Origin of the sequence: Dehalobacterium formicoaceticum (assembly GCF_002224645.1) — a bacterium.
GTDB lineage: Bacteria > Bacillota > Dehalobacteriia > Dehalobacteriales > Dehalobacteriaceae > Dehalobacterium > Dehalobacterium formicoaceticum.
The window spans coordinates 286,769-301,051 of the sequence record NZ_CP022121.1 but is presented as its reverse complement, the minus strand read 5'-3'; the positions used below and the strand labels follow the sequence as shown (position 1 = coordinate 301,051).

Annotated in this window: 8 protein-coding genes, 1 other RNA gene and 1 pseudogene; 9 read left to right on the top strand and 1 reads right to left on the bottom strand. The window is 43.3% G+C overall.

Annotated features, from left to right (window positions below; all coding sequences use genetic code 11):
• The first annotated feature begins 62 nt into the window (after positions 1 to 62).
• From CEQ75_RS01530 to CEQ75_RS01490, 9 genes and pseudogenes are all read left to right on the top strand, one after another.
• Complete coding sequence (locus CEQ75_RS01530; RefSeq protein WP_089608773.1) at positions 63 to 1,007, top strand: alpha/beta hydrolase; 945 nt, start codon at positions 63 to 65, stop codon at positions 1,005 to 1,007.
• On the top strand, positions 997 to 2,274 hold the full coding sequence (locus CEQ75_RS01525) for a hypothetical protein (protein ID WP_089608772.1): 1,278 nt from the start codon (positions 997 to 999) through the stop codon (positions 2,272 to 2,274). The genes CEQ75_RS01530 and CEQ75_RS01525 overlap by 11 nt, the downstream gene beginning before the upstream one ends.
• Before the next feature lie 5 nt (positions 2,275 to 2,279).
• Positions 2,280 to 2,953, top strand: a pseudogene (locus tag CEQ75_RS19425) (DUF6320 domain-containing protein).
• A gap of 92 nt (positions 2,954 to 3,045) precedes the next feature.
• The gene (locus CEQ75_RS01515; protein WP_089608771.1) at positions 3,046 to 3,417 is read left to right on the top strand and encodes a DnaJ family domain-containing protein; all 372 of its coding nucleotides are present in this window, start codon (positions 3,046 to 3,048) and stop codon (positions 3,415 to 3,417) included.
• A gap of 169 nt (positions 3,418 to 3,586) precedes the next feature.
• Positions 3,587 to 5,746: an SF1B family DNA helicase RecD2 gene (gene recD2 / locus CEQ75_RS01510; protein WP_089608770.1), complete on the top strand. Its 2,160-nt coding sequence runs from the start codon at positions 3,587 to 3,589 to the stop codon at positions 5,744 to 5,746.
• A gap of 38 nt (positions 5,747 to 5,784) precedes the next feature.
• Positions 5,785 to 7,296 (top strand): TIGR02677 family protein, encoded by a 1,512-nt coding sequence (locus CEQ75_RS01505; RefSeq protein WP_089612465.1) that lies wholly within the window; start codon positions 5,785 to 5,787, stop codon positions 7,294 to 7,296.
• A gap of 8 nt (positions 7,297 to 7,304) precedes the next feature.
• Positions 7,305 to 8,486, top strand: coding sequence for a TIGR02678 family protein (locus CEQ75_RS01500; protein ID WP_089608769.1), 1,182 nt, complete (start codon positions 7,305 to 7,307; stop codon positions 8,484 to 8,486).
• A 16-nt stretch (positions 8,487 to 8,502) separates the two neighbouring features.
• Positions 8,503 to 12,696, top strand: a complete 4,194-nt coding sequence (locus CEQ75_RS01495; RefSeq protein WP_089608768.1) for a TIGR02680 family protein — start codon at positions 8,503 to 8,505, stop codon at positions 12,694 to 12,696.
• Positions 12,665 to 14,053, top strand: coding sequence for a TIGR02679 family protein (locus CEQ75_RS01490; protein WP_089608767.1), 1,389 nt, complete (start codon positions 12,665 to 12,667; stop codon positions 14,051 to 14,053). Before CEQ75_RS01495 ends, CEQ75_RS01490 begins: the two co-directional genes overlap by 32 nt.
• A 38-nt stretch (positions 14,054 to 14,091) precedes the next feature.
• Here the strand turns inward: CEQ75_RS01490 and ssrS are convergent.
• Positions 14,092 to 14,264: non-coding RNA, 6S RNA (ssrS, locus tag CEQ75_RS01485), on the bottom strand.
• Positions 14,265 to 14,283: the final 19 nt, after the last annotated feature.

The window sequence follows — 14,283 nt, the reverse complement described above, 5'->3', positions numbered from 1 at the left end:
AAGAAAAAGAAGAAGAGAAAGAAATTTTGGAAAATAGATAAAAAGAAAGAGAGATTGATGCCATGCATCCAATTAAGAAAACAATCTTAAAAGCTCTTTCCTATCCTTATCTTAATTTAAAGAAATATTATAAAATATATCGTAAGTTACTCAATGCGATAAATCCATCTTTTAAACCATTATACAATTTGATGGATCATAAGGTTATGGTAGGCGACCGGGAAATACAGGTGAGATTATTTCAACCTAAAAAGCAAAAATCTAATAATGTGTTGATTTTTTTTCATGGCGGCGGATGGGTAACAGGCAACATCGACTCCTATACCAACGTATGTTCAAATATGGCCAACCAAACCGGACACAAGGTTATTTCTGTGAATTATCGATTGGCTCCGGAGCACCCCTTTCCAGCCGGTGTAGAGGATTGCTATCACGTTACAAGGGATATCTTTCTCAACCTGGATATACTAAAGTGTAAACAAACTGACATCACCTTGATCGGTGACAGTGCAGGAGGGAATCTGGCGGCGGCGGTATCCTTGATGGCACGAGATCGGGGAGAATTTTTGCCAACGAAGCAGATATTACTCTATCCGTCAACTTATTATGATCATAGCGATACTTCTCCCTTTAACTCCATCAGGGATAATGGCACCGATTATCTGCTTACGTCAAAACGCATTCAAGACTACTGGGATTTGTATATTTCCAATGATGAGGACAGATTCAGTCCCTATGCCGCTCCGTTACTTGCCGAGAACCTATTTAATCAACCAAAAACACTTATTATTACAGCAGAGTATGACCCGCTTAGAGATGAAGGGGAGGCGTATGGGATGCGGTTAAGGGAATATCATAATGAGGTTAAAATATATCGTATGGAAGATGCCCTTCATGGTTTTATATCCTTGCCCTGGGACTCAGAGCATGTCATTAAATGCTATAATATCATCAATCAATTCTTAAACGAAGAGATCATTGAATCAGGGTGTCGAGATGAAATCTAGAAAAGTAGAATGGACAAGGCTGGATAATGCTTCCAAGATTTTTCCGGCAACCTATGATGATAAAGATCCAAAAGTTTTCCGGGTTACCTGTGAGCTCACAGAAGATGTGCATCCGAAAGTTCTGCAGCGGGCACTGGATATTACGATGGAGAGCTTCACCTTATATAAAGCAGTCTTAAGGCGGGGAGTATTCTGGTACTATCTTGAATCCAGTGATATTCGCCCGATTGTTGAAATGGAATCAAAGCCTGTTTGCGCACCAATTTATTTTAAGGATAGAAAGGATCTATTATTTCGGGTATTTTACTATCATAACAGGATAAACATGGAGATATTTCATGCCCTTTCTGACGGAACCGGCGCACTTTGGTTTATGCAGAACATGGTACATCATTATCTGATGATGAAACATAAGAAAGCTTTTGCCTGCAAAATACCGGAATTGCAAAATAATGTCTCATTAAGCGAAAAAATGAACGATAGTTTTAAAAGACATTTTACAGGAGATCATGTTTTTCAAGATAATCTGAAAAACATTAAAAAAATAAAAAGCATCAAGGCCTATCAAATTCGCGGCACCAGATTAGAAGAAAACAGGACCCTATTAATAGAAGGCAGTATGTCTGTCAAGGCTGTTTTAGAAGAAGCTCATAAATACAAATCTACCCTGACCATCTTCATAGCATCAGTATTCATATATGCTATCTATAAAGGTATGACGGCACGGGGTAAAAAATATCCTGTTACATTAACAGTTCCTGTCAATTTGCGTCAATTTTTTGAGTCTGAGACGGCCAGAAATTTCTTCACCACAATAAATGTAGGCAGCATCTTTACAAAGGAGAATGTTGAAATCGAAGAAATTATCGCCGCTGTAAAAGAAGGCTTTAAAGAGGGCATGAAAAAAGAGCAATTGGCTAAGCAGTTAAATCAATATATTGCCCTGGAAAAGAACCTGGTGGCAAAAGTAATCCCCTTACCCTTAAAGGATTATGCCCTGCGCATTGCTGATAAGGTAATTGATAGGGAAATAACCGGTGCCATTTCAAATATCGGCAGAATAACGATGCCATTGGAATTTGATCATTATATCAAGCAGTTTAGCTTTTGTACCAGCGCCAGGAGGCCTCAGATTACCATGTGCTCCTATGGAGACAGGCTCGTAATAAGTTTTACCTCACCGTTTAAGGAAACAGAGATCCAAAAGACTTTTTTTCAATTCCTTTCCAAAAGGGGAATTGAAGTTGAAATTTCTTCTAATGTTTAACAATCATGGGGGGAACTATGCAATATTGCAATCACTGTCAGGTTAAAATTCGTGGAAACAAGGAAAGATGTCCTTTATGTAAGAATATGCTATCTGCGGATAACAGCAATGGAATGCGGATATATCCTCAAATACCATTAGGATACGATCGTCACCTTGTGATGCGTATGTTAGTTTTTATGAGTATTGTGGCATTAGTGGTAAGTTTTACTGTTTACATGTTGGTTCCTGCTGATATAAATTTGCCAATTTTTACGTTTTTGGGTCTCTTGAGCATGTGGCTTAGCATTATATTGGTTTTAAGGAAAAGAAATAATATCACAAAAATATTATGTGGCTGGTAACCCTTGTTTCTATTCTTTCTGTTTTATGGGATTGGAGGATCGGCTGGAAAGGCTGGTCTTTAGATTATGTGATTCCTGCTGTTTGTGTCGCTGCTATCTTTACCCTGTATGTGACAGCTAAGGTAATGAAGCTCAGTGCCAGGGATTATATTGTTTATTTTCTATTAGGTGGTTTATTTGGCATTGTGCCGCTTCTGTTTATTCTTTTTGGCTGGTTAAATGTGTTATACCCATCCATTATAAGTGTAGCCGCAAATATTATATTTTTATCAGCCATCATTATCTTTCAAGGTGAAAATATAAAATCGGAACTTAGCAAAAGAATGCATCTTTAAATCAATGCGGGGACATTTCCCTGATTTTTTAGCCATCATCGCAGGTAAAACTAATTAATTTAGGTGAATTATAGGGGAAGGGTGATGAAAGGATGGATATCATCAGTAGAATTGCAGAGCAAAAGATTCTTGAAGCGATCGAACGGGGAGAATTGAAGAATTTAGCGTATGCGGGGAAGCCTGTAGAAATTGAAAACCTGTCCAATATACCTGAAGAATTAAGAATGGGTTATAAAATTTTAAAAAATGCTCATTTCTTACCTGAAGAATTGGAATTAAAGAAAGAGATCCTCTCTCTGCAGGATTTAATAGACTGCTGCCATTCTCCCGAAGAAAGGAAGCATTTAAAAAATAAATTAAGTGAGAAAGCCATCCGGTTTAACATCTTGATGGAGAAGCGGCGCCGTTCCCGTCCGGCTTTAAGTACCTACCGTAAGAAAATATACCAAAAATTCGGATGGTAAAAGGATATTTCTAATCCCTAAATAGTCTGCTCTGCAGCATGTTAGGGATTTTTTATGTATCAAAGTATTTTACCTTGTTGATTGATAATGGTATGATAGTAAAAGAATCATGAGGAAGATAATAAAAGGAATACTATGATAAAAAGACTAATACTAGGTAGGAATGGGCATGGAATACATTAGTGGCGTAGTGGAAAGGATTACATTTCAAAATGAAGAAAACGGTTTTTCCGTGATCAAAATTAAGGCGAAGGGTTTTACCGACTTAATTACTGTTGTGGGCAGTCTGGCTGCCGTGAATGTGGGCGCCATTATCCGCCTAAAGGGTGATTGGAAGATGGATAGTAAATACGGGAGACAGTTTGCTGTTCAGGATTACCGGGAAACCATGCCGGCCACGGTGGCAGGGATTGAAAAATATCTAGGCAGCGGTTTGATTAAAGGGATCGGGCCGGTGTATGCGAAAAAGATCGTCCGTCACTTTAAAGAGGATACCTTGCGGGTTCTGGAAGAGGAGCAGGATGCTCTTACTCAGGTGGAAGGGATCGGAGAAAAACGCCTGGTAATGATTAAAAAGGCCTGGCAGGAGCAGAAAGAAATCAAAAATGTCATGATTTTTTTACAGAGTAATGGAGTGTCCACGGCCTATGCGGTAAAAATATTCAAAACCTATGGCAACGAAAGCGTCGAAATCGTAAAAGAAAATCCTTACCGCCTGGCGGATGATATCTGGGGGATTGGATTTAAAACGGCAGATAAAATTGCCCGGCAAATGGGCTTTGATAAAAATTCCTTCCCCCGCTGCCGCTCCGGTCTGGTCTATGTACTGAACCAATTGTCCAACGAAGGCCATTGCTTTGCCTTTCGGGAACAATTATTACTTGAGGCGGAAAAAATCCTGGAAGTTGATCAATCCCTGCTTAATGATACCCTGGATCGAATTATTAAGGATCAGACGGTGATTTTAGATGGGGAGGATGCCATTTTTTTGCCCCCTTTTTATCATAGTGAGTTGGGAGCGGCAAAACGAATTCGTGAGATTACTGCCCAGCCCAGCCCATTCCAGGCCAATGATGCGGAGAAAATTATCGTTGATATTCAGGATCAGCAAAAGATCACTTATGATCAGGTACAAAAAAATGCGATTCAAACAGCCGCCACCTCCAAATTTATGGTTTTAACGGGAGGCCCCGGCACAGGAAAAACCACGACCACCTTGGGGATGATTCAGATTTTTCAACAATTGGGAGCACAGGTGCTCCTGGCGGCTCCCACTGGCAGAGCTGCCAAAAGAATGGCGGAAGCAACGGGCATGGAGGCTAAAACCATTCACCGCTTGTTGGAATATAAACCTCCCGAGGGGTACAAAAGAAACCGGGACAATCCTTTAGCCTGTGACGTGTTGATCATTGACGAGACCTCCATGGTGGATATTATTCTGATGTATAACCTGCTGCGAGGGGTAGCTGATGAGACGGTGGTAATTCTGGTGGGAGATGTGGATCAATTACCCTCGGTAGGGGCGGGCAATGTATTAAAGGATATTATTGATTCCGGCATGGTGGATGTGATTAAACTCACGAAAATTTTTCGCCAGGCTCAGGGGAGTGCCATCATCACCAATGCTCATAAAATCAATCAAGGAAAGTTCCCTGAATTAAAAGGGGGTAAGGATAGCGACTTTTTCTTTATTGACGAGGAGGAGCCGACACAAGTAGTTCAAGTGATTCAGGATTTATGTGTGAAGAGGCTTCCCAAATATTATAGGGTGGATCCTTTGCAGGATATCCAGGTACTCTGTCCCATGCACCGGGGGGAGACGGGAGCGGCAAACCTGAATATGGTTTTACAGGAAGCCCTGAACCCTTCAGGAATTTCTTTGAAATATGGAGCCTACGTTTATCGTCTGGGGGACAAGGTGATGCAGATCAAAAACAATTATGATAAAAACGTTTTCAATGGAGACATTGGCAGTATCACCCAATTGGATCCGGAAGAACGTACTTTAATCCTAAATTTTGATGGCAATGATGTTCCTTATGAGGCTACGGAGCTGGATGAAGTGGTTTTGGCTTATGCCACCTCTATTCACAAAAGTCAGGGCAGTGAGTATAAAATTGTGGTCGCCCCTTTTACGACTCAGCATTATATGATGCTGCAAAGGAACCTGCTTTATACCTGCGTTACCCGGGCAAAAAAGGTATTTGTCCTGGTGGGAAGCAAAAAAGCCGTGGCTATGGCAGTGAAAAACAATAGGACGACCAAAAGGAATACCATGCTGGCCCAACGATTAAACCCAGAGGTAAGCTGGGAGGGTGAGATAGGGTGAGATAGGGTGAGAGAAGGTGAGAAAGGGTGAGAGGGATCATGGATGAAAAAGTATTAAAACCCATTACCGAGGTTTCTTATTTAACGGCAGCCAATGTAGGGCGTTATCGAGGGATTTTGCGCTATTTTTATACCCAATATGAACGGCTGCATCACTATCTCTTCCCCGAAGAGGTTTTATCCTATCTTCGGCAAAGCATGTTTTTTCAGGATTATACGGAAGAACAGCTGCAGCAGGATTTGAACCAGCTGGTGGAGTGGAAAAATCTGATTCCCCGGCAGGATACGACCCGGGTTACCTCTGTGGAGGAATTTAAAAAGAAAAAGTTTCGCTATCAATGTACGCCTTATACGGTGGAAATAGAACGTATGGTTCAGGGATTGGAGGAAATGGGGGATTCCTTTGGCGGTTCCCTGGAAAGAACTTTATTTGACCGGCTCTTAAATTCACTGATAAAGCTGCTGGCATACCGGTCAGACTCTTCCCATCAGCACCGTAAAATCTATGGGGTAGAGGACATGTCTGATGAAGAGCTTTATGCCCTCTGGCAGGAATTGTATGATAATTTTCGCAAGTTAACAGAAGGAGCCACAGATTATTTGGCTCATTTACAAAGCGAAAAAGTAGAAGAAATGATGATGACCGAAGCTTTTTTATCCTACAAGGATGCTGTTACCGATTATCTGCGTAATTTTATGACCGCTTTACAGCATACCTCTTTTCGTATCGAAAACCTGCTGGCAGATGCTCCGGATCAGCTCATCCAATTGATTACAACTCGTTTGGCTGATTATGAACTAAAAATCCCGCGCTTGGATGAACGTCCCCCAAAAGAGAGTTTAATTGAAAGATTTTTCGGTCAGTGGCAGGATCTGACCACCTGGTTTTTAGGTGATGAGAGTGGGGAGAGTGATCTGATCTATCTCCAAAACGTGACTAATGAAACGATACGCCGCATCACCCGTTTTGCGCAACGCATCGGTGAACGGCATCATATTTTAAAAAGCCGGCGTCAGGATTATCTTTTTCTGGCTGATTGGTTTGCCCGTTGTGACACTTTGGAAGAGGCTCATGAAATTTCAGCTTCTGTTTTCGGTGTTTTTCATACCCGGCACTTATTTTCCGGCGGGAAGGCCACAGAAGATATTTATGCCGAGATCTGGGATGAAGAACCCACGGAAGTGACGATCAAGCCACGGGTGCGAAGGTACCGAGAAAAAACAAAACCGGGTGCTATCAAAAGCCTGCAGCAGGAAAAACAGCAAACCCTGACCGCATATTTAAAAGAGCGGGAAGCAGAACAAAAGCTGGTGGCAGAAATCGTGCAGCAAAATCAAATTGTGCTGGCTGATTTGCCCCTGGTCGATCCTTATATTCGTAAAACGCTCCTGCGCTGGATCGGAAAATCCATGACCCATCAGGAGCGCATGGCAAAAACAGAGACAGGGCGCAAGTTTCGTCTGATCACAGTTGATGATCAGGAAATTACCCTGCGGGCAGAGGACGGCAATCTGGTGATGCCAAACTTTGTGATTCAATTTTTAGAATAGGTGATGAAATGGATTCGGGGACAAAAAAATATTATTTTGATGAGATCGCCGCAGAAGCGGCAGCAGATCTTTTAGAACAATTTTGGGTGTTGCGGGAAAAAGAACCGGAAAAATATCAGATGATCAGGGAACGGGAGCAGGTGCTCCGCACCTATTTTTTAGACAAGCTGGGCTTTCGTCTTATTGTGCATCGTTCCTTTGCCAAGCTGGAAAAAATCCCTGTTAAAGCGGAGGCTTGGATGGGTATCCAGGATTTTATCCATCCCCGGGACTATGGGATCTTTTGTTGCCTGTTAGCCTTTTTGGAGGGCAAAAGTGTGGATGAACAATTTTTGCTGTCTCATCTTTGTGAGGACTTGTTAAGCCTTTATCCCGGAGAGGATGGACTGGATTGGACCCATTATGAGCATCGAAAATCCCTGGTGCGCGTGCTGCAAACAGCCGTAGATATCGGAATTCTCAAGGTGGTCGATGGAGATATCGCTGATTTTGGCTATCGGGAAGAATCGGAGGTCCTTTATGAGGTTCCTTTGGCAGCCCGCTATTTCATGCGTTCTTACCCCAAGGATTTATTTCAGTTCAGGACCAAAGAAGAAATTTTAGCAGCAGAATGGCAGGGGGAAGAGGAAGATGTAGGGATCAATCGACGCCATCGGGTTTATCGCATCTTGTTTCTTTCCCCGGTGATGTATAGTAAAAGCTCTGATGATCCGGATTTTCTCTACCTGCGTAATTACCGTAACCGAATTCGGGAAGATATTGAAAGCCATAGTGGGTTTCAATTTGAATTATATAAAAATGCCGCACTCCTGTCCTTGCCGGAACGTAGGGCTCGTTTTACTCTTTTTCCGGATAATAAGGCGATCTCCGACATTGCCCTGCAATTTGCTCAAATTGTCCGGGAGCAGCAGCAGACAATGGAGCTTCCCCGGCAGACAGACGGTTCACTTCAGGTGACACAGGTTGATTTTACCAAATGGGTGCAAATCTGTCAGGAACGCTTTGGTGCTGGGTGGAGCAAACAATATCGGGAAGGAGACATCCCCCAGATAGCCCGTGATTTATTAGCTCATTTAATTGATTGGCAGATGGCATCAAGAGCAGGGGATACGGGAACAATCATACTTTTCCCATTATTGGTGCGTACTGTGGGCAAATATCCGGCAGATTTTGCCGCCGACGGGGAGTAGAGAGGATGAGGTCGTCATGACAAAAAATAAATGGCAGCTGCATCGGGCCGGATTATTAAATTTCTGGTATTACGATGAAGAAGAATTTGATTTAACAGATGGGAAATTGCTTTTACGGGGTGGCAACGGTTCCGGGAAATCGGTAACCATGCAAAGCTTCATTCCGGTTTTGCTGGATGGACGAAAGAGTCCGGACCGTTTGGATCCTTTCGGTTCCAGAGCACGCAAAATGGAAGACTATCTGTTGGGTGAAAAAGAAATTGTCGATCGTGATGAGCGCACCGGCTATCTTTATTTGGAATATAAGCGCCGGGATACAGATCAGTATCTAACCACCGGTATAGGTTTACGGGCGAAAAGGCAGAGCAATTTGGACTTTTGGGGATTCGTCATCCTGGATAATCGTCGCATCGGGCGGGATTATTTTCTCTATAATACGGAATACAATGTGGAAACAGGACAACAGGAAAAAATACCTTTAAGCAGAATCCAATTGGAAAACGCCTTGCAAGAGGGGGGCAAGGTGGTGCGCAGCCAAAAAGAGTATATGGAGCTGGTGAATAAGCATATCTTTGGCTTTGAGTCACTGGAGGCATATGAAGAACTGATTAAATTATTAATCCAGCTGAGAAGCCCTAAATTATCCAAGGACTTTAAGCCTACGGTGATTTACGAGATCTTAAATGAATCCCTGCCTGGCCTGTCGGACGAGGAATTACGCCCTTTATCGGATACCATTGAGAGCATGGATCAAACCAAGCAACAATTAGATTTACTTTTACGGGATCAGCAATCATTGAAAAGACTTTGTCAGCAATATGATCGCTATAATCAATTTGTCCTGGCCGAAAAGGCGGAGGGGTTACTTGCGGCTCATAAAGAACAAGAAGAATTGGTGCGCCAGGGAAAAGAGCTGGAACAGAAGTTGCAAGGGCATCAAGATAATCTGATCACCTTGGCAGCACAGATGAAGCAGCTGGAGGAAGAACAAATTGTCAAAAAGGAAGAAGAGAAGAGCTTAAGGGAGCATAGCGTTTTTAAAGCAGAAGAAGAGCGGCAGCGGATCCTGGGGCATATTAAGGATACGGAGGAAACAAAAAATAAGAAGCGGGGGATCTTGGATACCAAGCAGAGCAAGGAACGGGAGCTGGATGGAAAATTACGGGTTGAGGGAGACAAAGTGGCTCAATATGAAGCAGAGATCCAGGATCTTGCTGACTTGCTGGATGATGCGGGAGGGGAAAGTTATTTTCCCGGTCATGAAATCGCCATTGGTGAGTTCCGGCGAAAATTCGGAGAGGATTTTTCCTTCTATCTATGGAAGGAAGAAGTCAATGAATATCAGAAAAAGATTGAGCAAATCCTAATAAATTTTCAAGAAGAGATAAACACCAAGGAAAAATATCAGGAGGGTGATCATGAGTTAGGTGAAGCCCGGAAGCAATTGGACCAAACTCGTTTTGAGGTCAAAAAATGGGCTCAGCTTTTTGAAGAGGAAAAGGATCGGCTGCTTAATCTTTTTCATCAATGGTTAAAGGAAAACCAGGAATTAAGGCTTTCCCAGGAAGAAATCCAACTGATATCTCAACGCATCATGCAAATTTATCAGCAATATCGCTTTGAAGAAGTCCTGGTACCTTTGCGCCAGGCCCAGGTACGCTATCAGAATCAGTTAAATTATCAGATCATGGGTCAAAAATCCCTAATTAAAGATAAGGACGAGGCAATTCTTCATAAACAAGAGGAAGTGGAAGCGTGGAAAAAGATCAAAGAGCCGGAGCCCCCTCGTCATTCTGATACGGATAAGGAACGCCGGGCTTTGAAAGAAAATGGGATTCCCTTTGTACCCTTTTTTAGTTCCGTAGAATTCCAGGATCATATTGCACCGGAGCATCGGGAACGCATTGAGGCGGCCATCACCCAAATGGGTCTTTTGGATGCCTTGGTGGTTTCGGGAAAACAAGCTCATCTGACCGGACAATTCGATCGGGTAATTCAACCCCAACCCCATCTTTTTGCCCATACTCTGGCTGACTTTCTCTACCCTACTCCGGTTGAAGGGAGCGGGGTTGCTGCCTCAGACATTGATCAAGTGCTGCGCAGTGTTTTGATTGATGACCAAGGGGACAAGAGCACGATGCTCCGGGAAGACGGCACCTATCGTATTGATCTGCTCAAGGGTCATGCGCCAAAAACAGAGGGATCCATCTATATTGGCCGAGAAGCACGACGCAGTTACCGGGCCAGAGTAATGGAGCAATTGGCTCAGGAATTGGCCGACTTAATTAAAGAGAAGGAAAACCTGGAGCAGGAAAAAGAGGTCTTGACGGCACGGTTGAAAAAGCTTCAGGAGGAATATGAAGGGTTTCCCCAAGATCATGATACCGGGGAATCATTTCGCGTCCTGGAGGGGCTGCAGGAAAAAGAAAAGATTCATAGTCATGAAGTGGATGTGAAAAATGAAAAAGTACGCCGGCTGCTGGAAAATTTACAAAATATTCGTCAGCGACTGCGTAGTTTGACGGAGGAGCTATCGGTTCCTCCCCGGCAGGAAGATTATGAGCTGGTTCTTCAAAGGATCAAGTCCTATGGACATGATCTCCAGCAACTAGAGCTGACCCATAAGGATTTTATTAATGGAGAGAAGGTTTTGCAGCAATTGCAATCAACCTTGGAAGAAACACGGGCAGATGTGGATGAGCTAAAAGGGGAAATCAATGTTCTGAAGAGTGAGCTTGATATGGATGCCTTACGCTTGCAGCAGGTAGAAGATCGCTTGCGGGAAATGGGGGCTGAAGAAATTCAAGCGCGTATCGCCCATCTGGTAGAGCGTCTGGAATTGATTCCTAAGGAATTGCGGACCCTGGAAAAAAATATGAGTACGATGGAAAATCAAATTGACAATCGAATTAAAGAGCTGGAGGAACTGGGTAAGAGGCTGAAGCTCAGTGAGCAATTTCATGCTTTATGGCAAGAAATTTTATGGGAAGAGCTGCAACTTAGTCTGGTACCCAAGGTTGTCCCGGAAGAAACTTTGCAGGCAGAGCAATTATTGAAATGGGGCAAAGATATCTTACAGGAATATGGCTTTCTTCTTAAGGAAAATACTGATCGGGATAAGATCACCCAAAGATTAAATCAAACCTTCTATCAGGAACAAGGCGTTTTGATGGAATATCGCTTGACCCAAGAGTCTGTCTTGGAAAAGGATACTCTTCCCCTTGGAGCAGATGATCCTCTGATGTATTTTAGGAGGGAGGAGCTCAAACAGAAATCACGCCGGGTACAGCTGTTAATGGAATACCAGGGCAAACGGGTCAGCCCCTATTACGTTTTTGAGCAGATGAATAAGGATATTGAACTGCAACAAATGCTGCTCAATGAAAAAGATCGGGAGTTGTATGAAGAAATTATTATGAACAGTGTGGGGCGGATTATCCGGGGCAAAATTAATCGTGCCGAACGCTGGGTGAAAAAAATATCCGAACTGATGGAAGAGCGAGATACCTCTAGCGGGCTTACTTTTTCTTTGCGCTGGAAACCCAGAACTGCTGAACATGAAGCGGAAATGGATACCAAAGACTTGGTAAATTTACTGCGCCTTGATTCCCGTCTGCTCAAAGAAGCGGATCTGGAACGGGTAACCCAGCATTTTCGTGCCAAGGTGGATCAGGCCAAAGAGGTATTGGAGGATAAAGGATATGGGGAGACCTTTCATCAAGTAATCAAGGAAATGCTGGATTATCGGCAATGGTTTTCTTTTACCCTTTACTACCAAAGGGCAGGGGAGCAAAAAAAGGAGTTAACCAACAATGTTTTCTACCAGTTTAGTGGAGGGGAAAAAGCCATGGCCATGTATATTCCCTTATTCTCCGCGGCCTATTCCCGCTATCTGGAAGCTCGGGAAGACGCCCCTTTTATTATCTCTTTAGATGAGGCTTTTGCCGGTGTGGACGAAAACAATATTCGGGATATGTTTGATTTGGTAGAGAAACTGGGCTTTAATTTTATTATGAATTCTCAAAATCTGTGGGGTGACTACGATACCGTATCCTCTTTATCAATATGTGAACTGGTGCGCCCCAAAAACGCCCCTTATGTGACGGTGGTGCGCTACCGCTGGGATGGGCAGAAACGTTATCTTTTAAGCCAAGGGGACTTTAGTCAGGTGGACGATAATGAGGAGAGAGAGGCGATTATTGGTGCCTGAAATTCCATCCAAAACTTGCCAGGCGGCAGCTTTTTTTAAAGGTGAAAAAGGATTCCGCCGTCTTTTTCCATTGTTTGCCGAAAAGTATCGGGGTTTGGGCAGGATTGGCGGCAGTGTACGCCTCACCAACCTGACCAAGGAAGAAAAGGAAGCTCTGTCCATGCTCTTATCCAAGGATTATAAGCATCAGGTTTCGGCTGAGATTTCCCTGGAGACCTTTGAACAGTCCTTGAATAAAACCAGATACGCCGGTATTAAGCTGAAAGATTTATTAGATGCTTATTTTGAAGAGGATATTTTGACCAAGGCAGAGGCTTATCAGCAGTATCAGGAGCAAAAAGAAGATTTTTTTAAGGACCTGGAGCAAAAATATGATCATCAGAATTGCCGGGGGTGGTTGGCTCATATTCAAGAAAAAGGTGCCGGCACACGAGGAATACACCAAGCCTATGATAAAAGTCCGTCAACCCTGAAAAACCAATTGAAAAATATCTTGAGTGCTTTGTCCCGGCTGCCTCAAGATGGTTTCTTGCGCCTTCCCATCTTTGCCAATAGCATCTGCCAGGATCCTCATGGGTTTGATTTGGGAACAGAGCAGGGACGTTTCTTTATCTCCGCTCTGCAATTTTTAAGAAATCAAGCAGATGATACTTATCCGATAAATTCTTCCCCATCAACGGAAGAAAAGAACGAAGTTATGGAGTATTTTGGATTGCTCAGGGATGATATCCTGAACTTTGTTACCTCTACGGGGATCGTGGCTTTTGATGAACAGGATGAAATAATGCCCATATGGCAATGGGCTGCTCGGCAAGGGATCGTACTGAATGTGCCTATTCGGGAAATTGTAAAGGTCAATAGATTTGTCCCCATGTCATTTGATCAAGGCCAGGAGTGTCCCCATCGAGTATTTGTGCTGGAAAATTCAGGTGTATTTTCAGCTGTGTTAGATCATTTTAGCGCCGGGAGCCGGCCGGCGATGATTTGTACCCACGGCCAGTTTAAGCTGGCCGCCCTGTTAATGATGGATCGCCTTGCAGCAAGTGACATTCTTATTTATTACTCGGGAGATTTTGATCCGGAAGGTTTGCAAATGGCTCAACAACTCCTGCGGCGTTATCCCGGGAAGGTAAGGCTTTGGCATTTTGGCGCGGAGGATTATGCAGCATCCTTGTCTGCCGTTTCGATCTCTGAAACCCGGTTAAAGAAATTAAACAGTGTCATGACAGAGGAATTGCAATCAGTAAAGGAGAAGATGTTATGGGCAGGAAAAGCCGGGTATCAGGAAGAGTTGATCCCGATATTGGTTGAGGACATGAAGGAGTATATAAAAAACTGCCCGTCCTTTTCAAAGTGAGGCAGTAACAAAGGTAATTGATAAATTTATCAAATAAATTACTGCCCAAAATACCGTCCTTTATATGTCCTTACCTGCGCTCTCGCAGGTGGGTATCCTGAGTCTGTTTTTGTCATCCGTTCGAGGACGGTTCGACAGCTGCATGACATTAGATTCCCAATTCATCAATGTAGGTAGGACATAATAAAGTAAACGCGTATTTCAGGCAAGTTTTAATCCCCGGTTTGAAA

Coding starts and splice junctions, on each gene's coding strand:
- CEQ75_RS01530 (WP_089608773.1), top strand. CDS start 63: ATGCATCCAATTAAGAAAACAATCTTAAAAGCTCTTTCCTATCCTTAT.
- CEQ75_RS01525 (WP_089608772.1), top strand. CDS start 997: ATGAAATCTAGAAAAGTAGAATGGACAAGGCTGGATAATGCTTCCAAG.
- CEQ75_RS01515 (WP_089608771.1), top strand. CDS start 3,046: ATGGATATCATCAGTAGAATTGCAGAGCAAAAGATTCTTGAAGCGATC.
- recD2 (WP_089608770.1), top strand. CDS start 3,587: ATGGAATACATTAGTGGCGTAGTGGAAAGGATTACATTTCAAAATGAA.
- CEQ75_RS01505 (WP_089612465.1), top strand. CDS start 5,785: ATGGATGAAAAAGTATTAAAACCCATTACCGAGGTTTCTTATTTAACG.
- CEQ75_RS01500 (WP_089608769.1), top strand. CDS start 7,305: ATGGATTCGGGGACAAAAAAATATTATTTTGATGAGATCGCCGCAGAA.
- CEQ75_RS01495 (WP_089608768.1), top strand. CDS start 8,503: ATGACAAAAAATAAATGGCAGCTGCATCGGGCCGGATTATTAAATTTC.
- CEQ75_RS01490 (WP_089608767.1), top strand. CDS start 12,665: ATGAGGAGAGAGAGGCGATTATTGGTGCCTGAAATTCCATCCAAAACT.